General features: G+C 57.8%; 23 protein-coding genes. 11 read left to right on the top strand and 12 right to left on the bottom strand.

The features are described 5' to 3' along the window. Positions 1–75 precede the first annotated feature (75 nt). Positions 76–2,544: a penicillin acylase family protein gene (locus tag BMY44_RS04905; protein WP_089990954.1), complete on the top strand. Its 2,469-nt coding sequence runs from the start codon at positions 76–78 to the stop codon at positions 2,542–2,544. A 78-nt stretch (positions 2,545–2,622) separates the two neighbouring features. Further along, entirely contained in the window at positions 2,623–3,378 is a 756-nt protein-coding gene (locus BMY44_RS04900; RefSeq protein ID WP_165611785.1) for a GGDEF domain-containing protein, read from the top strand. On the opposite strand, the gene hflX is transcribed toward BMY44_RS04900, so the two are convergent. From hflX to dusB, 9 genes are all read right to left on the bottom strand, one after another. Beyond that, positions 3,358–4,659, bottom strand: a complete 1,302-nt coding sequence (gene hflX / locus BMY44_RS04895) for a GTPase HflX (protein ID WP_165611784.1) — start codon at positions 4,657–4,659, stop codon at positions 3,358–3,360. The two genes, BMY44_RS04900 and hflX, sit on opposite strands and share 21 nt — an antisense overlap. Before the next feature lie 2 nt (positions 4,660–4,661). After that, positions 4,662–4,895: an RNA chaperone Hfq gene (gene hfq / locus BMY44_RS04890; protein ID WP_056031573.1), complete on the bottom strand. Its 234-nt coding sequence runs from the start codon at positions 4,893–4,895 to the stop codon at positions 4,662–4,664. A gap of 103 nt (positions 4,896–4,998) precedes the next feature. After that, positions 4,999–6,519: a TrkH family potassium uptake protein gene (locus BMY44_RS04885; protein WP_089994554.1), complete on the bottom strand. Its 1,521-nt coding sequence runs from the start codon at positions 6,517–6,519 to the stop codon at positions 4,999–5,001. Between the two features lie 2 nt (positions 6,520–6,521). Further along, positions 6,522–7,898 carry a Trk system potassium transporter TrkA gene (gene trkA / locus BMY44_RS04880; RefSeq protein ID WP_089990949.1) on the bottom strand — a complete coding sequence of 459 codons (1,377 nt, stop codon included), beginning with the start codon at positions 7,896–7,898 and terminating at the stop codon, positions 6,522–6,524. A 56-nt stretch (positions 7,899–7,954) separates the two neighbouring features. Beyond that, positions 7,955–9,355: a nitrogen assimilation response regulator NtrX gene (ntrX, locus tag BMY44_RS04875; RefSeq protein ID WP_089990946.1), complete on the bottom strand. Its 1,401-nt coding sequence runs from the start codon at positions 9,353–9,355 to the stop codon at positions 7,955–7,957. A 10-nt stretch (positions 9,356–9,365) separates the two neighbouring features. Continuing rightward, a complete protein-coding gene (locus BMY44_RS04870) occupies positions 9,366–11,615 on the bottom strand; it encodes a sensor histidine kinase NtrY-like (RefSeq protein ID WP_242650485.1) in 2,250 nt (749 codons plus the stop codon). 102 nt (positions 11,616–11,717) lie between these two features. Beyond that, positions 11,718–13,085: a response regulator gene (locus BMY44_RS04865; RefSeq protein WP_089990941.1), complete on the bottom strand. Its 1,368-nt coding sequence runs from the start codon at positions 13,083–13,085 to the stop codon at positions 11,718–11,720. After that, positions 13,086–14,162, bottom strand: coding sequence for a two-component system sensor histidine kinase NtrB (locus BMY44_RS04860; protein WP_089990939.1), 1,077 nt, complete (start codon positions 14,160–14,162; stop codon positions 13,086–13,088). Then, positions 14,159–15,160: a tRNA dihydrouridine synthase DusB gene (gene dusB, locus BMY44_RS04855; RefSeq protein WP_242650484.1), complete on the bottom strand. Its 1,002-nt coding sequence runs from the start codon at positions 15,158–15,160 to the stop codon at positions 14,159–14,161. The genes BMY44_RS04860 and dusB overlap by 4 nt, the downstream gene beginning before the upstream one ends. A 169-nt stretch (positions 15,161–15,329) precedes the next feature. Between dusB and BMY44_RS04850 the strand changes: the two genes are divergently transcribed. The 4 genes from BMY44_RS04850 (at position 15,330) to BMY44_RS04835 (ending at position 18,761) form a co-directional block, all read left to right on the top strand. After that, positions 15,330–16,481 carry a bifunctional 2-C-methyl-D-erythritol 4-phosphate cytidylyltransferase/2-C-methyl-D-erythritol 2,4-cyclodiphosphate synthase gene (locus tag BMY44_RS04850; RefSeq protein WP_089994549.1) on the top strand — a complete coding sequence of 384 codons (1,152 nt, stop codon included), beginning with the start codon at positions 15,330–15,332 and terminating at the stop codon, positions 16,479–16,481. Beyond that, entirely contained in the window at positions 16,478–16,966 is a 489-nt protein-coding gene (locus tag BMY44_RS04845) for a phosphatidylglycerophosphatase A family protein (protein WP_089990936.1), read from the top strand. Before BMY44_RS04850 ends, BMY44_RS04845 begins: the two co-directional genes overlap by 4 nt. Further along, positions 16,963–17,436, top strand: a complete 474-nt coding sequence (locus BMY44_RS04840) for a CinA family protein (protein ID WP_089990934.1) — start codon at positions 16,963–16,965, stop codon at positions 17,434–17,436. Before BMY44_RS04845 ends, BMY44_RS04840 begins: the two co-directional genes overlap by 4 nt. Before the next feature lie 143 nt (positions 17,437–17,579). Then, the gene (locus BMY44_RS04835; RefSeq protein WP_089990932.1) at positions 17,580–18,761 is read left to right on the top strand and encodes an ammonium transporter; all 1,182 of its coding nucleotides are present in this window, start codon (positions 17,580–17,582) and stop codon (positions 18,759–18,761) included. A gap of 50 nt (positions 18,762–18,811) precedes the next feature. Here the strand turns inward: BMY44_RS04835 and BMY44_RS04830 are convergent, their stop codons facing one another. After that, positions 18,812–20,062, bottom strand: coding sequence for an MmgE/PrpD family protein (locus BMY44_RS04830; protein ID WP_089990929.1), 1,251 nt, complete (start codon positions 20,060–20,062; stop codon positions 18,812–18,814). Further along, positions 20,059–20,502, bottom strand: coding sequence for a type II toxin-antitoxin system RatA family toxin (locus tag BMY44_RS04825; RefSeq protein WP_089990927.1), 444 nt, complete (start codon positions 20,500–20,502; stop codon positions 20,059–20,061). The genes BMY44_RS04830 and BMY44_RS04825 overlap by 4 nt, the downstream gene beginning before the upstream one ends. Positions 20,503–20,704: 202 nt before the next feature. On the opposite strand from BMY44_RS04825, the gene BMY44_RS04820 reads away from it, so the two are divergent. The 5 genes from BMY44_RS04820 (at position 20,705) to BMY44_RS04805 (ending at position 24,015) form a co-directional block, all read left to right on the top strand. Beyond that, positions 20,705–21,178, top strand: a complete 474-nt coding sequence (locus BMY44_RS04820) for a c-type cytochrome (protein WP_089990924.1) — start codon at positions 20,705–20,707, stop codon at positions 21,176–21,178. Next, complete coding sequence (locus tag BMY44_RS04815; protein WP_341349644.1) at positions 21,145–22,056, top strand: cytochrome c; 912 nt, start codon at positions 21,145–21,147, stop codon at positions 22,054–22,056. Before BMY44_RS04820 ends, BMY44_RS04815 begins: the two co-directional genes overlap by 34 nt. Positions 22,057–22,111: 55 nt before the next feature. Next, positions 22,112–22,660, top strand: coding sequence for a hypoxanthine phosphoribosyltransferase (gene hpt / locus BMY44_RS04810; RefSeq protein ID WP_089990919.1), 549 nt, complete (start codon positions 22,112–22,114; stop codon positions 22,658–22,660). 92 nt (positions 22,661–22,752) lie between these two features. Then, positions 22,753–22,893, top strand: coding sequence for a hypothetical protein (locus tag BMY44_RS18160; protein ID WP_165611783.1), 141 nt, complete (start codon positions 22,753–22,755; stop codon positions 22,891–22,893). 27 nt (positions 22,894–22,920) lie between these two features. Then, positions 22,921–24,015 carry a sensor domain-containing phosphodiesterase gene (locus BMY44_RS04805; protein WP_089990916.1) on the top strand — a complete coding sequence of 365 codons (1,095 nt, stop codon included), beginning with the start codon at positions 22,921–22,923 and terminating at the stop codon, positions 24,013–24,015. Here the strand turns inward: BMY44_RS04805 and lipA are convergent. Continuing rightward, the gene (gene lipA / locus BMY44_RS04800) at positions 24,012–24,965 is read right to left on the bottom strand and encodes a lipoyl synthase (protein ID WP_089990913.1); all 954 of its coding nucleotides are present in this window, start codon (positions 24,963–24,965) and stop codon (positions 24,012–24,014) included. The genes BMY44_RS04805 and lipA overlap by 4 nt on opposite strands. Positions 24,966–25,040 lie beyond the last annotated feature (75 nt).

Here is a 25,040-nt window from a genome sequence, read left to right as displayed (position 1 = left end):
TTCGCCACCCCGACTGGCGCGTTCCTGTCGCATTCGCTAAAAGCCCGAAAGCGTTGATCTAAGGTTTCCCGTTCCATGGCATTTCTATTCCGCTGGCTGTTTCGCATAACGACGGGCCTCATCGCACTTGCCCTCGGTATTTTTGGGCTGACCTATTATTTTGCCGCACGATCCTTGCCCGATTACAATGCAGATTTCGAGTTGGCTGGCATTACCGCGCCTGTTGAAATTGTGCGCGACAATGCGAACGTGCCGCACATCTTCGGAACCAACGACACTGACGTTTACTACGCGCTTGGGTTTGTCCATGCGCAAGACCGGATGTGGCAGATGACGATGCTACGGCGCACGGCACAAGGCCGCCTGTCAGAAGTGTTCGGCCCGCGCACGCTCAAGATCGACGAGTTGATGCGCAGGCTTGATGTCTATCCTCTCTCAGTCAGATCGGTCGCAGTACAGGATCCCGAAACCCGCGCCGCACTCGAAGCCTATGCTGATGGTGTAAATGCCTGGCTTGGCGAAGTGAACGAAGGGGCCCGTGGCCGTGGTGCCCCAGAAATGTGGATGTTCAATCATCCTGTTTCGCCATGGCAGCCTGCCGACAGCATCGCGCTGATGAAACTGCTGGCGGTGCAAACGGCCTCGCAACTTGAAAACGAGGTGCTGCGCGCGCGCACATCATTGGTCGTGTCTCCCGAACGGATTGTTGACATCCTCCCCGACGATCCCGGCAACGGCATTGCGGTCTTGCCAGAGTACGCAAGCCTTGTACCCGGGACACAACGATATGCGGCCAACAACCGGATGCCGAATGATCCGCTCTCGCCGACCAAACCACGCGCACACGCCGGTGCGTCGAATGCATGGGCAGCTGGCCCAAGCCGCGCGGCCGCCGGATCAACCCTGCTGGCCAACGATCCGCATGTCGGTCTTACCGCACCGACAATTTGGTATCTGGCCCGATTGGAACTGGAATCGGGCGGCGTGATCGGCGGAACGGTCCCCGGTATTCCTGTCGTGCTGACCGGCCGCAGCGCAGCACTCGGCTGGGGGATCACCGCCAGCTACGCCGATGATCAGGATGTTTTCATTGAAGAGGTCAATCCAGACAATTCAACGCTCTATCGCGGGCTGGATGGTTGGACGCCTTTCACGACACGCGACAGCATCATCAACGTAAAAGACGGGGTTTCCGTGACGTTGCGGATGCGCTGGACCGATAACGGGCCGGTTCTGCCACCGGATCAGTTCGATCTTGGAACCATCACACCGCCCGGTCATGTGACAAGCCTGTCCTGGACGGCTTTGTCGGATAAAGACACCTCGATCAGCGCCGCGATGCGGCTTATGGCGGCCAAGACAGTCGAAGACGCCATCGAGGCGACGGCCGACTATGTCGCGCCCTCCCAGAATCTGACACTTGCCGACCGCAACCGCATCGCGATGAAAACAATCGGTGCCCTACCTGCACGGGACGCAGCACATCAAAGCCAAGGGCGGCTGCCAAGTTTTGGCTACCTGCCACAGAACCGCTGGCAAGGGGTGCGTCCATACAGCGAAAACCCGGAATTCGTCGAACCCACCGGTGGAATCCTTGGCAATACCAACAACAAGACCGTCGATGCGCCTTTCCCCGATCACGTGTCGTTCAACTGGGGCGACACGCAACGGATCAACCGCTGGCGGCGGTTGATGCAAGCACGAGAAGTGCACACCCGCGAAAGCTTTATCGAGGCGCAGCTTGATACGGTCAGTTTCACCGCACGATCTTTGCTGCCCTTGATGGGTGCTGATCTCTGGTTCACCGGCGATCCGGCACCGGACGGGACGCCCGAACGGCGGCGCCAACAGGCGCTCGAATTGCTTGCAGCGTGGAACGGCGAAATGAACGAACACCTGCCTGAACCCCTGATTTACGCAGCGTGGCTACGTGCGTTGCAGGACAGGTTGATCCGCGATGAACTGGGGCCATTGGCCTCCGAATACACTCACGCTGATCCGGTTTTCATCGAACGCGTATTTCGCAACGTGGATGGTGCGGCAGCTTGGTGCGATGTTATCCAATCTGCACCAGAAGAAACCTGTACGGAAATCTCGCGGCAGGCGCTTGACGATGCCTTGATCTGGATCGACGAAACCTACGGAAACAGGGTGCAGGCGCTACGCTGGGGTGACGCACATCAGGCAACACATGATCACCCCGTTCTTGGCAACGCGACTATCCTGAACTGGTTCGTCAATATCCGCCAATCCACCAGCGGGGGCGACAACACGCTGCAACGCGGATTGACGTCCGGAACGAGACCGAACCCGTTCCAGAACATCCACGCTGCCGGGTATCGCGGTGTCTATGATTTTGCGGATCCGGACAGCTCTGTCTTTGTGACGGCAACCGGGCAGTCAGGGCACCCGCTTTCGCGTTATTACGACAACCTCGGAGAGCTGTGGCGACGCGGAGAATACATCCCGATGTCACTTGATCCCGATCTCGCCCGCGCTGCGGCGCTCGGTGTGACAAAGCTCTTTCCGGACACCCCGCAATAGTTTGATTTGTCCGAAAAAGCATAGCGCAGAGGGACGCGCATTAACCGGCTGGCAAGAATGGAAGTTCTATGCAGGCTCATGTCGAAATCGGGTCTTCCAAAATTCCTTCTGGCCATGTTTGCGCCCAAGCGTCGGTGGGAATATGTAACCAAACCTGCAAGTACGCTTGCAGTGTTCGTGCTGATCTACGTCGCTGCCGAAGTTCTGGTTTTCGGCTGGGAACCCGCAAACCTGCCGCGCCGTATGGCTTTGGTGCTCGCAATCCAGCTTCCTTTTACCGCTGTTGCCTTCATTCTCGTGCACTACCTCGACAATCTCCAATCAAATCTTGCCAACCTCGCAATGACGGATGTGCTGACAGGGCTGCCAAACCGGCGGGCATTTATCGAACGGGTCCGCATCTTTCAAAAAAGGGGGGTGGTCGGATTCCTGCTCATCATCGACGCGGATCATTTCAAGCGCATTAACGATACATACGGGCACGCCGTTGGTGATGCCTGCTTGCAGGCGATCGCAAATCGACTGGACGATGTGACGGATACCCACGATTACATCGGCCGCATAGGCGGAGAAGAATTCGCAGTCTACCTCGCGCACAGCACCCGCGAAAACCTGCAACTGGTGGGGCGGCAACTCTGTCAGGAAATCCGCGTGCCGCTGACAAGCCAATCGCACGTGTTGCGCTTCACACTCTCCGTAGGGGCGTGCGAAACAAAACCGCGGGAAGGCATCGAAACAGCACTCGCCCGCGCAGACGAAGCACTTTACGTCGCAAAGGATACGGGGCGGGCGCGGCTTGTCGTATGGAGCCGATCAATGCGCGACGCCGCCTGACCCCGCCTTCAGCTTCAAGAACCGGTCCTTTTGCAACTGCGTCCAAAGCACGTCGATGTGATAACCATCATCAACCTGTTCATCAGCGGTCACGACGCCCTGCGCAAATAGCCAGGCACGCGCCTTCCCATCCGCGAACCCAAGTGTCAGACGCTCCTGCGTGCGCGGCTCTTTCACCGCTTGCGAAATCGCATCAAGGAGCGGCTCAATCCCCTCGCCAGTCAGTGCCGAAATTGCAAACAGATTATCACGGCGTGCCGCCTGCGTCAGCATCGATTCAGTTTCATCGGCCGAAAGCTGATCGATCTTGTTCCAGACCTCAATAATGGGGGCACCTTCTCCGACACCCAGTGACCGAAGGATAGCATGGACATCCTCGGCCTGCTCTTCGGTTTGCGCATGGCTGATGTCGCGGACATGGACGATCAGATCGGCATCCAGAACCTCTTCCAGCGTTGCACGAAACGCAGCGACAAGTTCGGTCGGAAGATCACTGATGAAACCAACTGTATCAGACATGATGACCTCATCACCGGCCGGCAGTTCGATCCGGCGCATGGTCGGATCAAGGGTCGCAAACAGCATGTCCTTGGCAAAAACGTCCGACCCTGTGACACGATTGAAAAGGGTCGATTTACCAGCGTTCGTATAGCCCACCAAAGCGACAATCGGGAACGGTACCTTGGCACGGGCCGCACGGTGCAATTCGCGGGTCTTCACAACCTTTGCCAGCTGCTTGCGCAAACGGCCAAGTTGTTCGTCAATGGCGCGCCGGTCCGCCTCGATCTGGGTTTCCCCCGGACCACCAACAAATCCAAGACCACCGCGCTGCCGCTCAAGGTGGGTCCACGCACGCACAAGGCGGGTACGCTGATAACTCAGCGCTGCCATCTCAACCTGCAAGACACCTTCCTTGGTGCGCGCGCGATCGCTGAAGATCTCAAGGATCAAACCGGTGCGATCAAGTAGTTTGACCTTCCACGCTTTTTCCAGATTGCGCTGCTGGACCGGGCTGACAGGCCCATCGACCAGCACCAATTCGATATCGTTGGCTTTGAACTTCGCGCCAAGCTCTTCGATCTTGCCGGATCCGAACAGCTTGCCTGCGTGGATGCGTGGCAATCGCACGACGTCACCGCCAATGACGTCAAGGTCAGGCAACGCAAAGGCCAACGCAGTAGCCTCTTCCAGACCCGCGGCTGGATCGCGGCGGGACGGGTCAGATTTGATGTCCGGGTGCAGCACCCAAGCCCGCGTGACAGGCTTGTCGTGTTCAAGCAAAGTTATTCTTCGCCTTCATAAAGACTGATCGGCTGGGCCGGCATGATGGTTGAAATTGCCGACTTATAGACCAGTTGGCTTTGACCATCACGGCGCAGAAGCACGCAGAAACTGTCAAACCAGGTAATCACGCCTTGCAACTTCACACCGTTCACCAGGAAAATCGTGACTGGTACTTTGACTTTGCGGACGTGGTTGAGAAATGCATCCTGCAAATTCGCTTTATCGGACGCCATGGCTGTCCCCTTTTCTTATTATTAGTGGCGCGAAAGAGCCCCGTCGATTCAGGGGCAGTATGGATTGGCGTTTCAGGAGTTTCCAGCCCAAATTACGTGGCCGTCAATTTCGCCAGATTTCCGGGTTGAAGAGTGCGATAATCGCAAGCGTTTCCAGACGTCCAAGCACCATCGCAGCCGCCAGAATACCCTTGGCCGCGTCGGGCAGACCCGAATAGGCAATCGGCGTTTCCGCCGCAACCGTTGCCAGTGGTCCGGTCGTCGACAAGGACGCGACCGCCAGAACCATAGATGTCTCGAACTGGACACCGGTCAGCGACATCAAGGCCATGACAACCGCGATAGAGATCGCGAACAACATGAAAAAGATCCACGAAATAAACGCGCCTTGCCTGCGGATCAGGCGGGCCTCGCGCCCGCCGCCGCCGATCGACGAAGGGTGGACCAGACGCGCCATTTCTCGCTCACCATGCCGAAACAGCGCATAAACCCGCAGAAGTTTGACACCGCCCGCCGTCGTTGCGACACCGCCACCGATCAACGCCAGCCCGACAAGGAACAAGCCCGGTGTTTGCAGACCGGACCAATCGGTCGCCCCTTCCCAGTAGCGCGATTCAAAACCTGTGGTCGTCAGAAAGGATGTAACAGTAAAAATCGTGCCCCATAGCGCCTGCAACCCTTCAAGCGTGCTGGTATTGCTTTCCCCGACGGCGCCGAAATAATGGCGCATCGTCAAAAGAAAGGTCGTTCCCGCGACAAGGAAAAAAGCCACCTGAAATTCAGGGTCGCGGCGCAGGTCTGTGCGGTCCGCATCACCCAACAACCCCCGTGAAAAGGTCAGGCGTGACAGCGCAAAGATGAAAAAGATGAACATCAACGCCTCACCGAGCCAGCCAGAAGCGGCATAGTAGACACCATCAATCGGTGAAATCCCCGACGACGACATGATCGACATCGCATGACACAAAGCGACGTATGAGAATTCGCCAAATATGACGAGCCCGAGCCAAAGCGTCGCCGTCAGCCCGACGTAGATCGGAAGCAGCTTCAGCGAATAACGCATTAGCCGTTCAGAAGGATCGGCAATGCGCGAAATCTGGCTGAACTCCGTCGATGACCCCCGACCAGCGCCACCTGTCGCGCGCACCTCGAACCCGCCAAGATTCATCGGGGCAAAAACGGCAACGGCCGTGACCCAAACAAGGAACCCGCCCATCCAGCCAACAGTCGCGCGCCACAGATGCAAAGACGGTGTCAATCGCCCGTTCGTGTCGTAAAGCGTTGCACCGGTCGTCGTGAAACTGCTGATCATCTCAAACCAGGCGTTCAGATAGGTGGTATTTCCGACAGCTTCGGCAAACGGCACAGCAAACATCAAAGGCAGGATGCTGAAAGCTGCAAACAGCGTCAAAAGCTGGCTACGCGCAACGCTACGCGGGGCATAACCCGCTGTCGCAAGGCCGACCAGCAAGGTCAGAAACCCGAACAGGATCATCCCGTAAAAGAAGACCCGCATCGTGATAAAATCTTCCATCATCGCGCCATGCACTGCGGGCAGCAGCATCGAAAACGACGCGATGGCCATCAGAACCACGAACAGCGGCAGCTTTGACAGCCGGTCCATCATCAGAAAAAGTCGATCGAGACCTGCAAGAGCCGCTCGACCTCTGGCACGTCGGCAGCCATTGCAAAGATCGCAATTGCATCACCCTCGCTGATGCGCGTCTCACCCGTTGGTTTGACAACCTTACCTTGCTGCATAATGGCGCCAATCAACGTGCCTTCCGGGAAGCCGATATTCTTGATGCGCTGTCCAGCGATGGGGGATGTGCCCAACACCTGCGCCTCGATCACTTCGGCCTCTGCATCACCGATGGAATAGACACCGCGTACACGTCCGTGGCGAATGTGGCGCAGGATCGACGACACCGTTGTCGCACGCGGGTTGATATAAGCATCGATATTCAAAGGCCCCATCAACGGCACCAATGTTGGATCGTTGATCAGACAGATCGCCATCGGGCAGCCCATTTCCTTTGCGCGCACAGACGCAAGCAAGTTGGTCTTATCGTCATCCGTGACGACCAGAACAGCATCAGCCGTGCTGATCCCCGCCTCTTCCAGCAAAACACTGCTCAGCCCGTCACCATGAAGAACGATCGTCCGGTCCAACATGTCAGCGGCGTTCTCGGCACACTCACGCCCCTTCTCGATCATCTTGACCCGCACTCGATCGGTGCGGGATTCAAGGGCGCGCGCAACGCCAAGGCCGACGTTGCCGCCACCGATAATAACAATCCGCTCCTGCTTGGATTGGGTCTTGCCAAAGATCTCCAGCGTGCGAGTCATGTCCTTGGTTTCAGTGAAAACGTAACAATCATCACCCGGAAAAATCTGGTCGTTCGGGGACGGCACGAAAAGCGCGCCTTCACGGCGGATGCCGACAACCACGGCCTGCAAGGTCGAAAACAGATCGGTTAGCTGGCGCAACGGCGTGTTGATAACGGGGCAATCTTCATCAATCGTAATCCCAAGAAGCTGCGCCTTGCCTTCCAGAAAGCTCTCCGTGTCAAAGGCCGCAGGCGCGGCAAGCCGTTGAAGGGCTGCCTCCGCAACTTCGCGCTCGGGGCTGATCACGACATCGATGGGCAGATGATCGCGGCGGTAAAGGTCAGAGTATATCGCTTCCTGATAGGACTGCGACCTCAGGCGCGCGATCTTGCGCTGAATTGCAAAGACCGAATGGGCCACCTGACAGGTGACCATATTGACCTCGTCCGAATAGGTCGCCGCGATGATCATATCAGCGTCGCGCGCGCCCGCCTTTTCCAGCACGTCAGGATAGCTCGCAAACCCGGCGATGCCTTGGACATCCAACGTGTCCGTGGCACGACGCACCAGTTCGGGATTATTATCCACCACCGTTACGTCGTTGTTTTCACCAGACAAATGCCGTGCGATTTGCCAGCCGACTTGACCTGCACCGCAGATGATGACTTTCATCCAAACGCTCCCGATTTTGCGCTTTGTTTGGTGACAGGTTAGGTCGGATTGGTCAATCAGGCGTCCGCTTCGACGTAAGCGACGCGCGCGCCTGCCTTATTGGTGGTCGCAACCCCCAAAGACTTCAACTTGCGATGCAAGGCAGAGCGTTCCATGCCAACAAACGATGCTGTCCGGCTGATATTGCCACCAAACCGGTTGATCTGTGTCAGCAGGTATTCCCGCTCGAACAACTCGCGCGCCTCACGCAATGGCAAGGTCGCCAATCCACCAGACAGAACAATGCGCCCTTCTTCGGCCGGACCTTCGTCAGAGGCAGGCAACTCTTTTGCACTGATATCACCCGAACTTTCGCCAAGAATAAGAACGCGTTCCACGACATTCTTCAACTGGCGTACATTTCCGGGCCAAAGCATGGTCTGCAACAGCGCACGCGCGTCTTCGGCCAGCTTGCGCAGGGGCAAACCCTGCGCCTTGTTGAACATCCCGATAAAGTGCTCGGCCAAAAGCGGAATATCCTCGCGCCGCTCTTCCAGACTTGGCACATGGATCGGAACAACGTTCAGGCGATGGTACAGCTCCTCACGGAAATTACCGGCCTCGATCTCGACCAGCAGATCGCGGTTCGTTGATGATAACACCCGCAAATCCACTTGGATCTTGTCGCTGCCACCGACCCGCTGAAAACGTTGATCGACAAGCACGCGCAGGATTTTCGATTGGGTCCCAATGGGCATATCGGCAATCTCGTCGAAATAAACGATACCACCATTGGCCTCTTCCAAAAGTCCCTTCTCGACCCCGCGACCCGTGTCCTCGCGACCGAACAGAACTTCTTCCATACGCTCCGGTTCAATTGATGCAGACGACACAACGACAAATGGCGCATTGGCGCGGTTTGAATTGGCGTGAATGTAGCGTGCAGCAATTTCCTTGCCCGCTCCGGCAGGTCCGGTCAGCATGACACGACCATTCGATTTCGTGACCTTATCAAGCTGTGTCTTCAGCGTCCGGAATGCAGCGCTTTCACCCAGCATATCGGCGCTGGCGGTCTCGCCCCGCTTCAACTCGACGTTTTCGCGACGCAAACGAGACGTTTCCATTGCCCGCCGGATCACAACCATCAGCTGGTCGATATTGAAGGGCTTCTCGATAAAGTCATAGGCCCCCTGCTTGATGGCCGCGACTGCGATCTCGATGTTGCCATGCCCGGAAATGATGACAATCGGCACATCCGGATGGTCGCGCTTGACGACCTTCAGGATATCAATGCCATCCATATTGCTGTCTTTCAGCCAGATATCCAGAATCATCAAGGCCGGTGGTTCCTTGTCGATCTCGGCCATACACTCGTCCGAGGTCCCCGCCAGTCGCGTGGTAAAGCCTTCGTCCTGCAGGATATCCGCAATCAATTCGCGGATATCGCGTTCATCATCTGTAATCAGAATATCGCCCATGGTGTGATCCTCATGCTGGAATTTTCTTGGCCGCTTCTGCCGAAACAGACAGCGGCAGTTCAATAATGGCGCAAGCCCCCCTGTGGTCACTTGCGTCAAATGGTTCGGCGTCTGTAAGGGTCAGGGCCCCGCCGTGCTCTTCGATGATCTTCTTGACGATGGGCAGCCCCAATCCAGTGCCCTTGTCGCGTGTTGTAACGTATGGTTCGAACAAGCGTGTCCGATCTTCCGGCAGCCCGATGCCATTGTCCTGAATCGTAATCCAGGCGGTGTCGTCATCGTGATTCATCGTCACCCGGATTTGCGGCGTTAGCAGCATATCAGGATGTTTTTCCTGACGTGATTCAATGGCTTCTCCGGCGTTCTTAATCAGATTTGTCAGCGCTTGCGAAATCATGGTGCTGTCCAGATCGGCCACAACGGGCGTATCTGGGAATTCGGCCGTAATGCGCACATCTGGCTGGCCGGATTCCTGCAGCGCGACCGCATCGCGCACCAGCGCTGCCAAATTGGCCTCTTTCAGTTCAGGCTCCGGCATTCTTGCGAACTTGGAAAACTCGTCAACGATCCGGCGCAGATCATCGGTCTGACGCACGATCATCTCGGTCATCTGGGCCAGCTTCTCGGGATCATCGACCTCCTTGCCGAATTTACGACCGATCCGCTCGGCTGATAGTTTGATCGGGGTCAGCGGGTTCTTGATCTCGTGGGCGATCCGCCGGGCAACATCACCCCACGCGGCCATCCGCTGCGCACTGACAAGGTCGGTGACATCATCAAAAGCCACAACGTAGCCTTCCAACGCCCCGTCTGTATTGCGGCGCGGTGCCATGCGAACCAGCAGACTTTCCTGCTGACCTTTGCGGATCAGGTTGATCTGATCCTGCACGCCGGCACGCGCCTCCGAGCGCAACTGCTCGAACAGCGGGGCGAACTCTGGCACCGCGACAGACAAGGCGCTGTCCTCTTTGCCGGAATCGACCCGCAACAAACGCTGCGCGGACGGGTTCACGAATGCCACACGCCCTTCGGAATCCAATCCCACAACGCCTGATGTGACCGAGCTTAAGACACTGTCGAACAGGCGGCGCCGCTGTTCCGATTGGCGGTTCGTTTCCAGCAACTCGTCGCGCTGACCCTTCAACTGGGTCGTCATCTGGTTGAAATACTGGCCAAGCTGGGCGATCTCATCGTCGCCCTCTTCCTCGATCACCTGCACATCCAGATCACCCTTGCCCACCCGCTGCGACGCGCTGACAAGCCGACCCACAGGACGGGACAGACGTTCTGCAAACCACAGCCCAAGCCATGTTGCCGCCAGGATCAGGATCACGGCAAAGCCAAGGTAAACGAAACCGAAACCGAACAGCAAACGCCCGCGATCGCGTTCCAGCTGTTCGTAAAGCGCGACCGTTTCACGCGTTTCATCCAGCAGCGCAAGAATTTCGCCATCAACCTCACGCGTCACGTAAAGATAGCGGTCGGTGAAATTGCTCATCCGGATCAACGCACGAAACTCATTGTTCGCGCTGTCTTCAATGATCGCAATCCCGTCCGTATCCGCTTGCGCGAAAGCTTCAGGTGCCGGTGCCTCGTAGTCGAAGGAATACGAACTACCGCCACGGGTGCGGATGTCGCCCGCGCTATCCAGAAAGAAAACCTCGGTCAGACCACGGGCATACTGCGGTTCAGCTTGTTGAAGAAGTTGCCGTACATCACCGTCATTCATGAAGAAATTGCTTTGACGTGCGCGGTTGAGATAGTTCGAAAGTGCGACGCCGTCTTTGACAAGTTCGTTGCGTTCTTCGTCCTCGTAGGCCTGTGCGGTTGTCAAAGATGTGCCAAGCACCGTTTGGACGCGATCCGAAAACCAGCCCTCAAAACCAAGGTTGATGGACAGCAACGCAAAAACCGCGACCAGCACGGTCGGAATCAAAGCCAGCAACACAAAAACGCCAGTAAGACGCAGGTGCAGCCGTGACCCTGCCGAACGGTTGCGCCGCGCAATGACCATGCGCAAGACCCGCTGCAGCACAAGCGCAGCAATCAACAGGATATAGATAAGGTCAGCCAGAAGGATCAGGCGCAGACCCGGGGACGCCGCACCTTCTTCCAATGGTCCGCTGATGATCAGGAAGGTCGCAACGGCAAGCGCTGGCCCGAGCAACACCAGCCCGAGCGTCAGAGAATTCTGAACTGACCGCTGACGCCGCCACCGGCTGAATCGCCGCAGATCAATGCCCAAAAGGGTACGCCGCACGCGCATGCCCCTCAAATACCGTGAGTTTTCACCCACTTACCGCCTGTTTATGTGGTCCTTGCCGCCAGCTTGCGCCTTTGGGGCCACGGTTATGTTGCGGTTTTACATCAATTTGCGGCGGCGAGTCACGCGAATATCGAGATCGGTGATCTTTTTTCTCAAGGTATTGCGGTTGATCCCCAGCAAATCGGCACATTTAGCTTGATTTCCGCCGGTCGCATCAAGACTGATTTCGATCAGTGGCGCCTCAACCTCGCGCAGAATCCGATTGTAAAGGCCCGGTGGCGGCAACACACCACCGTGCAGGTCGAAATAGCGCTGCAGGTGCTTTGCCACTGACGCCGAAAGCTTGTCGCCCTCGCCGCCTCTGCGCAATGGCTCCATTTCCGGCTGGTTGCCAAGGACAACTTCGACCTCGGACTGCGCCACCGCGTCTTCGGTAGCTGTAAAAACCAGCCGTTTGATGGCGTTTTCCAACTGGCGCACGTTTCCGGGCCAGCTATAGGTGCGGATCAACTGCATTGCCCCGTCGCTCAGACGCCGTGCGGGTGCGCCTTCGCGCTCTGCTTTGGTCAGGAAATGCTCGGCCAGCAGCGGGATATCATCGACACGCTCACGCAAGGACGGCACAGCCACGGTGACACCACCGATGCGATAGAACAGATCCTGCCGGAACGCACCAGCTTCCATAAGATCGGTCAGATTGCCTTGGGACGTCGCCATGATGCGCGGTGCATTGCTGTCCAGACTGTCAAGCATACGCACAATCTTGGCTTGTGCCAGATCGTCCAGATCACCGATTTCGTCAAACAGGATCGACCCACCCTTCGCACGCGCAAGAACGGCGTTGGGCCCATCCATCCCTTCCAGATCCTGCGCCGATACGGTGACAAAAGGCAGGTTCCTGCGGTCCGAAAAATCATGGATTGCCCGCGCGATCAGCGACTTGCCAGTGCCGCTTTCACCGGTGATCAGGACCGGCATCGTGGTGTTCATCACTCTTGCGACAAGGCGATAAAGCCCCTGCATCGCAGGCGTGCGTCCGACAAGCGGCAGATCTCCAGACGGATCGGCATCCCCTGTCGCGCGCGCCACAGGTGCGCGGCGTTTGACATCAAGGGCGCGCGCCGCGCGTTTCATCAAATCTGGCAGATCGAACGGCTTGGGTAGGTAGTCATAAGCATCCGCCTCGGCCGCCTGAATCGCTGTCATGATCGTATTCTGCGCGGATATCACGATGACCGGAAGGCCAGGCCGCTTTGCCGCGATTTCGGGCAGTTGTTCAAGGCCGTTGCCATCCGGCATGATCACATCGGAAATGACCAGATCGCCCTTACCTTCGTCCACCCAACGCATCAGCGTCACAAGCGAGGATGTGGCATGAACCTTGCAACCCGCCCGCGTCAATGCCTGCGTCAATACGGTACGGATCGTCCGGTCGTCATCTGCAACTAGAATTGTGCCGTCCATTTAGCTGTCTCCGTCAGGTAAGAATTTGGGAGCCCGCGGCAGCGAGATCCTGAAAACCGTTTTGCCCGGGACGCTGTCCACACTGATCCAGCCGCCACCGTCGTGAACAAGCTTGCTCACCAGCGCCAGCCCCAGACCCGTGCCGTTCTCGCGGCCCGAAATAAAGGGTTCGAAAATATCATCGGCGATCGAGGGCGGCAAACCGGGGCCATCATCGATCACTTCGATCTGAAGCGGCAGACTGGCCTTGATGCCGTCCTGCTGGCGCACCCGCAAAGACCCGTCATAAAAGGTGCGCAACCGGATCGTGCCACCGTCGGACCCCGCCTCTGAAGCGTTCTTCAGCAGGTTCAACATCACCTGCAGCAACTGATCGCCGTCGGCCATCGCGTACGGCAGCGACGGGTCGTAATCGACGATGAAAAACATATGCGCACCAAACCCGACAGCCGCCGACTGACGCGCTCGGTCAATCACATCATGGATGTTGATCGGCTTCATCGCGGGGGGACGCAAATTGCCGAATTGCTCGACCTGCTCCAGCAGCTTCACAATGCGCCGCGACTCTGCCACGATCAGATCGGTCAGTTCCTGATCTTCCGCGCTCAGGTTCATGGAAAGCAGCTGCGCGGCGCCTGTAATGCCCGCCAGCGGGTTCTTGATTTCATGCGCCAGCATTTCGGCCATCCCGATGGCAGAGCGCGCGGCGGTCGACGACTTTCCGCCTTTGGTCATCCGGCTCGCGATCTCGATCGGCCGGATCATCATCAGCGTTACATCATCCGATCCTGACAGCGGTGCAAAGTGGACGTTGCAGACCATCGGCGGCCCCATCCCGCTGCCGACGGCAACATCGTTGATGAACAAGGGTGTGCGCCTGTCGCGCGCCCTGCTGAAAGGCCCTTCAAGCTGCGCATCAATCAGGATCGTATCCCAAAGCGATACATTCTGGACCTGCTTTGCTGACAGGTTCAAAAAGCTTTCGGCGGCGGCGTTGGATTGCAAAATGCGATCATCGCCCGCGATCAGAAGCGACGGGATCGGAAGCGAATTCCACAGGTTGTCATCCTGGATCATGCGGCGACCGCCTGCGGGCAAAGCGCGTCCGGCAAAAGCTTCAGCACCACGGCGGGCGATCGCGACGTCAGGATTTCCTTTCGCAATTGTCCATGCGTTCCTGCATCATCCATATACCAGCCAAGGTGCTTGCGGGCGACCTTGCCGCCCAATTCGGCACCATAGAACGACAGCATCGCTTCGTAATGTCCGGCGACCAGATCGACCAGAACGCGCCCTTGTGGCACTTCTGGTTTGGCCGTGCCATGCAACGCCGAAGCGACCTCTGCCAGGATCCAAGGCCGCCCCTGCGCGCCCCGTCCGATCATGACCCCATCGGCCCCTGACGCCTTCAATGCCTTCCGCGCTGAGGCAGCGTCGACAATATCACCATTGGCGATGACGGGAATGCGCACAGCATCCTTGATGGCGCGAATGGCGTCCCAGTCCGCCGACCCTTTGTAGAACTGGCAACGGGTACGCCCGTGTATCGTCACCAACCGTATTCCTGCGGCTTCGGCACGCCGCGCCACATCAGCGGCATTCAAACAATCATGATCCCAGCCAAGGCGCGTTTTCAGCGTGACGGGAATTTGTACTGCCGCCACAACGGCCTCGATCAGGGACAGCGCGTGATTCGGCGTTTTCAACAGGGCCGAGCCGGAATACCCGTTCGTCACTTTCTTTGCCGGACATCCCATATTGATATCGATGATGGCGGCACCGTTCGCCTCGACCATACGCGCCGCTTCCGCCATCCACCTGGCTTCCCGTCCGGCCAACTGGACTGCGGTGCCAGCCTGGTCAAAGCCCAGCTCGGCACGTTCGCGCACGCCCGGCTTGGCCTGCACCATTTCCTGAGACGCGACCATCTCGCTCACAACCCAGCCTGCACCAAACCGCGCCACCAGTTGGCGGAACGGCAGGTCAGTGATCCCCGCTAATGGCGCAAGCGCCACTGGCGGCGTCAAACGGGCCGTACCAAGCTCTATTGAGGGGATCGTCGTCATACCGGTCATATATGCCTGTTCCTTAGGCAGTGCGATGGAGATACGTTCATTCACCCAAGGCCGCCATGCCCATGTGATGAGTATTTGTGCAAAAACCGCAAACTGCCTGAATATTGTGCGTTTTGCAAATCCGAACAGCGCGATTGCGCCGGTTTCGCGCAGGACTTACACCGACATCATGACATCCAATTTCAAACAACCGCACATCGTTGCGATTCTGGTTGCTGCTGGCAAGGGTGAACGCGCGGGCGGGAACGTGCCAAAGCAATGGCAATTACTTCACGGCAAAACTGTTCTGGAACATAGCCTTAAGTCATTAAGTTCAAGTTGCCAGACTACGGTCGTTGTCCTGAACGAAAACGATCTGGTACGCTGGAACGAAACCGGTCTGGCAGCTGACATCGTTGTGACCGGCGGTGAAACGCGCGATGCGTCCGTCCGCGCCGGGCTAGACGCATTGGCTGACCACAATCCGGATTACGTACTGATCCATGATGCCGCCCGCCCCCTCGTCTCTCAAACCGTCATCGCCAATGTCATCGCGGCATTGGACCATCACGACGGCGCAGCACCCGCCGTGCCGGTCGTCGATGCACTCTGGACGGGGCAAGACCGGATCGTCACTGGCACGCAGGATCGCACTGGGCTTTTCCGCGCACAAACACCACAAGGGTTTCGCTACGCCGTCATCCGAGATGCCCACGCCGCGCACGCTGGAACGGCGGCTGACGACGTCGAAGTTGCCCGAGCCGCAGGGCTGACGGTTGCGATTGTGCCCGGGGACGAGGATAACATCAAAATTACCGGGCCGGATGATCTGGCCCGCGCGACAAGACTAATGGAACAGACCATGGATATTCGCCTTGGCAACGGCTACGACGTGCACCGCTTTGGACCGGGCGATCACGTCTGGCTATGCGGCATCAAGGTCCCCCACGAACGCGGCTTGCAAGGTCATTCCGACGCCGATGTCGGTATGCACGCAGTCACAGATGCGATTTATGGCGCACTTGGCATGGGGGATATCGGACAGCATTTCCCGCCAAGTGATCCGCAATGGAAGGGCGCGCGCAGCGAAATCTTTCTGCGACATGCGGTCGAACTGGCAAGTGAACAGGGATTTTCGGTGTCCAACGTGGATTGCACGCTGGTCTGCGAGTATCCGAAAATCGGCCCGCATCAACCAGCTATGAAAGCGGCACTGGCCGACATCATCGGGATCAGCGCAGACCGGATCAGCGTCAAGGCAACCACATCCGAACAACTCGGTTTCACAGGCCGCGGCGAAGGCATCGCCAGCCTTGCGACCGCGACCTTGGTCAAACCATGAGCCGGATCATCGCCACTTTCTTTTTCGCAGGCCTCTTGAAACCCGCACCGGGCACATGGGGCTCGCTTGCTGCCCTGCCCGCAGCATATCTCATCATGTCATGGGCCGGTTTTTTCGGACTGATCTTTGCAGCCCTGATCGCCTATTGGATCGGCTATTGGGCCACGCTGGAAGAAACACGCGGCAAAGATGATCACGACCCCTCCGAAATCGTCATAGACGAAGTCGTCGGCCAGTGGATCGCTTTGCTGCCCGTGGCTTATGGGGCCAATATGATGAACGTCAGCTTGCTCACGCTCTGGCCGGGCTGGATTGCCGCATTCCTGCTCTTTCGCCTGTTCGACATTACCAAGCCTGGTCCGGTGGGTTGGGCAGACAGGCGCAGCGACGCGACCGGCGTGATGCTGGATGATGTCATCGCGGGCATTCTCGCGGGCATTGGGGTCATCGCACTCGCCACGCTCTACCACGGGGTGATGATGTGACCCTCGCCGAACAGATCCTTGCATCTGCCCAAAAATCACAAGCCATCATCGCCACCGCCGAAAGCTGCACAGGCGGCATGGTTTCTGCCGCGATCACGGATGTGCCGGGCAGTTCGGCGGTTTTTGACCGGGGGTTCGTGACCTACACCAATGCAGCCAAAACCGACATGCTTGGCGTCAGCACCCGCACACTCGAAAGTGTCGGGGCGGTCTCCGAAGAGGTCGCGCGCGAAATGGCGATCGGGGCGATCGCCAATTCCACTGCAACACTTTCGGTGTCTATCACCGGCATCGCAGGGCCCGGCGGGTCGGACCACAAACCCGAAGGCCGCGTCTGCTTTGGGCTGGCGACGCGCACCGATGTGCACACCGAAACCAAGGACTTCGGCGCGCTCGGGCGCGACAGCGTGCGCAAAGCCGCCCGCGATCATGCGCTCAACCTGCTTCTTCGCGCGCTGTCGCCAGAATAGGCAATCCGCCACCAGAGCGCCCAATTTTTACGCTTTCTCAGAATTGCGTGGAAATTGAGCGTATTGACCTCCGGTCGCTCCTTTTCATAGCACATGAAATCCGGTCCCTCGCCCTAACGACAAAAAAGGGGAAGGAATCTATCATGGTTGGAGCGGATACAGCCTGGATTATCGTGGCCACGGCATTGGTCCTGTTCATGACGCTACCGGGACTTGCATTGTTTTACGGTGGTCTTGTGCGGGGGCGAAACGTTCTCAGCGTCTTTATGCATTGCTACGCGATTGCCTGTTTGATGAGCATCCTCTGGTTTGCCTTCGGCTACTCGATTGCGTTCGGCAGCGGAACATCTGGATATTGGGGCGGTCTGGACAAGGTCTTTCTGTCCGGCATTGATGCCGACACGGTCTTCGGGACCCTACCAGAAGTGCTTTTCTTTGCTTTCCAGATGACATTTGCAATCATCACACCGGCACTTATCGTCGGGGCCTACGTCGAACGGATCGGGTTCGGCTTCGTCCTGCTTTTCTCGGGCCTCTGGATGTTGCTGTGCTATGCGCCCGTCGTGCACTGGGTCTGGGGGGGCGGAATGCTCGCAGACGGTGGCATCTTCGGTGACGTCGGCTTGAAAGACTTTGCAGGCGGTGTCGTCGTGCACGAAACCGCTGGTCTGGCAGCGCTCGTTCTCGCGATCTTCCTCGGCAGCCGTCGTGATGCGTCCAAGCCGCCGCACAACCCCGGCATGGTGATGATCGGGGCCGCGATGCTCTGGATTGGCTGGTTCGGTTTCAACGGCGGCTCGCAGCTTGCAGCTGACGGCGGCGCGGCGATGGCGATCACCGTGACACATCTGTCCGCAGCGGCAGCGTCGTTGACATGGGCCCTCTGGGAAAAGATCAAGTTCGGCAAGGCCTCGCTTGTGGGTATGGTGACCGGCACGATTGCCGGGCTTGCCTCGATCACGCCCGCGTCCGGTTTTGTTGGCCCTGTCGAAGCGCTCGTCATCGGATCCGTCGCGGGTATTATGTGCCAGGAAGCTGTGACACTGATCCGCAACGTCGTGAAAATCGACGACACGCTCGATGTGTTTGCAGTGCACGGTGTAGGCGGCATTTTCGGCACGATCATGATCGCCGTCTTCGGTGCCGGGTCATGGGCGGCACAACTCGGCTCGCTCGCGATTGTTGGAGCTTATACGATCGTCGTCACCTGCGTACTCATCGTGATCTGTAAGGCCGTCACAGCGTTGCGCGTCGATCCCGAAACCGAAACAACAGGTCTCGACCTGGCGGTACATGGCGAACGGGCTTACGAACTCAACAGCTGATCAGCTTCGGCAAATGTGGAAAGGGGCACCTTCGGGTGCCCGTTTTCGTTTCAAACGTCGAACAGTCCAACAAGATCACCGCGACTGACCACATCCCACAACGCTGCCGCGCGTGCGTCGCCCAGCACAGCCGTCGCTTTGGCGCGCAAACGCGTTTCACGCTCGGACAAGGAAAGTGGAGCGTCCAGATCATGTTCGCGAGTTTCCGTGCGCCCGTCAGCAAACGTCAGAACGACCCGCGCCTGCATCTCTGACAGACGATCGTCAGACATCACTTCCACCTTTTCGCGCAGGGCGCGAAGTTCGGGGTCAGACGCAATATCATCGGAAAAGCGCGCGATTGCCGCCGTCGAGATACCGGCAATCGCCATCGCAGCCGTCTGGCGATAAGAAAATTTCGCTTCCAGGCCAGTGGCAGGGTCTGGCTTGTTGCAAACGCTCATCCAACGCGGATGGGTGTAAACACGCACCACTGCAATGGCTTCCGGATCTATCGGTTGCTGCGCCAAAGCCTCCAGCATGGCATGCAATCCGTGGCAACAGGCGTGAAACTTGTGACTAATGCGGGCAATCTTCCAGGGTTCCGCGTCATCCCATGCGGACTCGTGGCCTTGACCGTGATGTGTCGCTGCAAAATTTTCCAACCCTTGCGGATCGCTCGTCAACCCGGCCTTGGCCCATGTCACGGCCTCGACCGCGACGCGCGCCGCAAGACCGGCATTCAGCGGCTTGCCCATCGTCCCGAATTGGCCTTTCAGCCCCGACGCCATTGTGGCGGTCAACCCGATCGCATTGTCAGTCTGTTCGCGATCAAGCCGCAGCAGGCGGGCCAAACCAACCACCGCACCAAATGCACCCGCAGTCGCCGTCTGGTGATAGCCAACCTGATAATGATCGTGCCCCAGCCAAAGCCCGACACGTACGGCTGCCTCAGACCCAACCAGCGCCGCCTCCAAGACGCGGTTCAGATCCATCATCTGATCCTGCGCAACAGCCAGAACGGCAGGCATAACGACAGCGGACGTATGACCGATGTGATCAAAATGGGTGTCGTCGTAGTCCAGCGCATGACCCATCGTGCCATTGATCAAAGCAGCGGTTGCCGGGTCGTATGTAGCGCCGCCAAAGACGCTGCAGGGGCCATGCGACTCGCACGTCGAGATCAGGGTCCGCACCACTGGTTCATCCTGCCCGGCGATGGCACAAACGGCCCAATCAAAAAAGCAAAGTCGCATCAGCTGCGTCGGCCCGCCCCCGACCCCGCCTTGCGACAGGGTGACAAGTCGGGCCGCGACACTCACCGGTAAAGCTCTGCCGCGCGGCGCTCGAAGGCACGCACAACGCGCTGCATGGCTTCGTTAAAAAACATACCCGCAGCGCCTTGAAGCAGGCGATTACGAAATTCGAAATCGACTTCAAAGTCGACTTCACAGCCACCGTCCACGTCGCGGAACTTCCACGTACTTTCAAGGTGATGGAACGGGCCATCCAGATAAGCGGTGTCGATTTTCTTCTCTTGCGGCCAAAGCAGGACGCGGCTGCCGAATTTTTCGCGGAAGACCTTGAACGAGATGACGAGATCAGCCAGCATTTCCTCATGATCCCCGCGATCAGTTACCGAGCGGACCCGCGCTGCCGCTGTCCATGGCAGGAACTTCGGATAATTCCCGACGTCTGCAACAAGATCATACATCTGGTCGGCAGTATAAGGCAAAACCCGGGTTTCGTGATGGGCAGGCATAGGCGTCCTCTACAGCGCGGCTTTGGCCTGATGTCATCATTATGCACCCAAATTCAAGCCCTTCGCGTTGGCGACGCGCTGCGACCCGGGGTCACGCTGTGCGATTGCGCACCAATTCTGTGCGGATTTTCCAACGCGGACCGCATGACAGCGCAGTATTCATTCCCTAGCGTGAAGTTATTGATAGAACAGGAGACTGATCATGAGACGGCTCAAGACTATTGGAATAGCGACTTTGTCAATTTCACTTGCGACAGCTGCATTGGCTGACGGACATGTCACGGAAGATGTGGCAAAAGCAATGAACGCACGCAACGCGCACATGCAACTTTATTCCTTCTACCTTGGACCGCTCAGCGCAATGGTAAAAGAAGAAGCCCCCTATGACGCCTCAGTCGCCGGAGCGGCAGCAAGCAACCTCGCGGCACTGGCTGGCATGGATCAGTACGGATACTGGGTCGAAGGCAGTGATGCCTCAATCGAAGGCAGCCGCGCCAAAGCGGAAATCTGGACGGATGGTGAAGGCTTTGCCGCCAGCCAGATGGCTTTGACAGAAGCAGCGGTTGCCTTGTCATCTGCTGCGGGCACAGACCTTGACGCGCTCAAAGCCGGGTTTGGCAATGTCGGCAAGGCCTGTGGTGCGTGCCACGAAGCCTATCGCGCACCGCGCGAGTAATGTGGCGTCGCCTTGGCACAGGTCTTGGCCTGCTGCTGCTTGTTGGTGCCGGTGTCGGCTTGTGGATCACGCAAGCTGATCCACTCCCCGACGATGCCTTGGCCGGCCTTGAAGGCGATCCCGAAAGCGGCGCGCGTATTTTCGCGGCTGCGGGTTGTGCATCGTGTCACATCGCGGAAGACGGGCCAGCCGATGTGTTGTCGGGCGGCAAACGCTTTGCGACAGACTTCGGCACATTCGTCGCGCCAAACATTTCGTCCGATCCCGTCGCAGGCGTCGGCAGTTGGGATGATATCGCTTTGGCCAATGCGATCCTGCGCGGGGTGTCCCCTGACGGGCAGCAGTATTACCCGGTCTTTCCCTACGGTGCCTACAACAAGATGCGCGATCAGGACGTCATTGATCTAATCAGCTACATGCGCACCCTGCCCGCCTCCGATATCGCCAGCCAGCCGCACGACATAGCCTTCCCCTTTTCGATCCGTCGGCTGAACGGCGGCTGGAAAACCTTCGCAATGGTAGATGATTGGACGCTGCAAGACCCGGCAAGCGACGAGATCGCGCAAGGCCGTTATCTTGTCGAGGCGCTTGGCCACTGCGCCGAATGCCATACGCCCCGCAATGCAATCGGCGGTCTGGATACCGCTGCCTGGATGACCGGCGCACCATTTCCAGCGGGTGAAGGCCGCGTGCCCGGAATCACGCCGTCAAAGCTGGATTGGTCGGTTGCCGACATCGCGGAATACCTGCGCAGCGGCTTCACACCTGATTTCGACAGCGCCGGTGGCGAAATGGCTGCAGTCGTGCGCAACACGGCCAAGCTGACCGACGCTGACCGCCAGGCAATCGCAAGCTATCTAAAGGCCCTGCCAAACTAGGTGACATTCCCGCCCGAATCCGCAAGTTTGGCGCAAGACACCGCAGGGGACCGGCATGGGCGACAAACCGTATTTCATAGACCAGATGATCAGCGCGAAGTCCATCGCCGCCCGGATCGAAGAACTGTCGCAAGAAATCCATGATGAATTTGACGGCACCGACAAGCTTGTCGTCGTTGGTCTGCTGCGCGGCTCCTTCGTTTTCATCGCTGATCTTGTGCGCGAACTCGACCTACCGGTCGAAGTCGATTTTCTTGAGGCATCAAGCTACGGCGACGCGATGGAAAGCAGTCGGGAAGTGCGTATTTTCAAAGACTTACGCGGCGCGATTGAAGGACGCGACGTGCTGGTTGTCGAAGACATCATCGACACAGGTCACACGCTTGCCCACGTAAGCAAATACCTCGAAACGAAAAAACCCGCTCGCATGAAAACCATCGCCCTGCTGGACAAACCAGCCCGGCGCGAGGTGGATTTCAAAGCAGACTGGACAGGTTTTGAAATCCCCGATGAATTCGTCGTGGGCTACGGCATTGATTTTGCACAGCGCAACCGGAATTTACCATTTATTGGCAAAGTCCGGTTTACAGAAGAGCAGGCGTAACTCGTTAACACTTACTTCAAATTCGCACCTTAACATCCTGTTAAGGCGCAGTTTCATAGGGTGCGCAGGCTAAGTATTGTCCAAGGTGTTCTATGTCGAAATTGTCAGCGTTTTCTTCAGCGACAACCATTTCTGACCCCGACATCGTCATCACCGAAGCAATGCAGTCAGTGCGTACGCACCTGGGCATGGATGTCGTGTACATCTCTGAAATCAAGGACGATGCGGTCTAATTCCGGCGCGTCTGCGGGGCCGAAAACATGGCCGGTTTCCTTTATCCCGGTGCAATCCACCCGCTGCGTGAAATGCTCTGCGCACAGTTCATCGGCGGCGATTTGCCCCAACTGGTTCCAGATACAGCCATGTTTCCAGCGCTCGAAAGGGTGCAGTTCTATCGGGATGCTGAAATCGGGGCATTGATCTGCGTGCCAATCCACCACGCGGACGGTCAGCTTTACGGTGTTTTCACCTGCTTCGCGCATCAGGCCATCCCGACATTGAGCGCACGCGATCTTGAAGTGGTGCGCATGTTTGCCGAACTCGCACAGCATGCGATCAACAAAGAACAAAAGGACTATCACAACAAATACACGCTCGAACGGCAAATGAACGGGGTGATCCATCAGGGCGGGTTGAACATCTATCTGCAACCGATCGTGTCGCTCAGTTCTCGCACTGTTCGTGCTGTCGAGGCGCTTAGCCGCTTCAACGCGCCGGGCAATCACAGTGTCGAATGGTGGTTTGCACAGGCGGGACGCGCAAACATGCAGGTCGCGCTTGAAATCGCGGCAATCGAACGCGCGTTGGACATCCTTCCTGAAATTCCGGCACCGATCTACCTTTCGGTCAACGTCTCACCAGCCACCGTCGCGGCACCTGCGTTTCTCATGGCGCTGCGCCATGCACCTGCTGACCGCGTGATCATCGAATTGACGGAACATCAGGAAATCGCGAACACAGCAGAACTGATGCGCACACCCGATGTGTTGCGCAAACGACGGATCAGAATTGCGATTGACGACGTCGGCGCGGGCTATTCCGGTCTGAACACGATCTTGCGGTTAAAACCGAACGTGATGAAGCTCGACAGACGCCTGGTGATGGACATCCACCTCGACACGGCCAAGCAATCACTGGCCAGCGCACTGGTCTACTTCGCCTCGCAGGAAACGGCCTTTCTGATTGCCGAAGGGGTGGAACAGCCGGAAGAACACAAAGCATTGCGAAAGCTGGGGGTCCGCCTGGGGCAAGGGTTCCTTTACGCGCGCCCCGCCCCGGCCGCGGACCAGATCAACAGGATCATGTCGGCAGGCACGCAGAACGTGATCCAGTTTCCAAGCCGGTCGGTGATTTAATTCGCCTTTGCAAGACGGGCCGCACGCAACCGGGCAAAATCATCGCCAGCATGGTATGACGACCGCGTCAAAGGCGTGGCCGACACCATCAGGAACCCTTTGTTAAAGGCGGTCTTTTCGTAGGCTTTGAATTCTTCCGGCGTGACAAAGCGATCGACCTTGTGATGCTTTGGCGTCGGCTGCAGATACTGTCCAATGGTCAGGAAATCGATATCAGCCGCGCGCATGTCTTCCATCACCTGGGTCACGGCCTGCTTGTCTTCTCCCAATCCAACCATGATGCCCGATTTGGTAAACATTGTCGGATCGATTTCTTTCACCCGCTGCAACAAGCGCAGCGAATGGAAATAGCGCGCACCGGGGCGCACTTCGGGGTAAAGGCCGGGAACCGTTTCTAGGTTGTGGTTAAAGACATCCGGTTTGGCCGCGACGACGATCTCCAGCACACTTGGATCGCAGCGGATGAAATCGGGTGTGAGAATTTCGATCGTGGTGCCGGGGCTTTGACGGCGCACCGCACGAATGGTTTGTGCGAAATGCTCCGCGCCACCGTCCTCGACATCATCGCGGTCGACCGACGTGATAACCACGTGCTTCAAGCCAAGCTTCTTGACGGCGTCAGCCACGCGACCTGGTTCAAAGACGTCCAGCGCCTCCGGCGGTTTGCCCGTCGCGATATTGCAGAACGTGCAGGCACGGGTGCAAACCTCGCCCATGATCATCATCGTAGCATGACCCTGCGACCAGCACTCACCGACGTTCGGACAGCCGGCTTCCTCGCATACGGTAACCAGCTTGTTGTCACGCATGATCTTGTGCGTGTCCTTGTAGCCTTGCGAGGTCGGGGCCTTGACCCTGATCCAATCCGGTTTCTTGGGCTGTGGCGCGTCAGGACGCTTCTGCTTTTCAGGATGGCGTTGCGCCGGAATTTTCAGATCACGGGTAGACATCAAAGACTCCGTCTTGGGTGTCTCCTAGCTAACTCTGGGGAAGGCAAAAGTCCAACGGTCAAGGTGCCGCGCATG

This window comes from Cognatiyoonia koreensis, assembly GCF_900109295.1.
GTDB classification, from domain to species: Bacteria; Pseudomonadota; Alphaproteobacteria; order Rhodobacterales; family Rhodobacteraceae; genus Cognatiyoonia; species Cognatiyoonia koreensis.
This window is presented reverse-complemented; position numbering and strand designations above follow the sequence as displayed.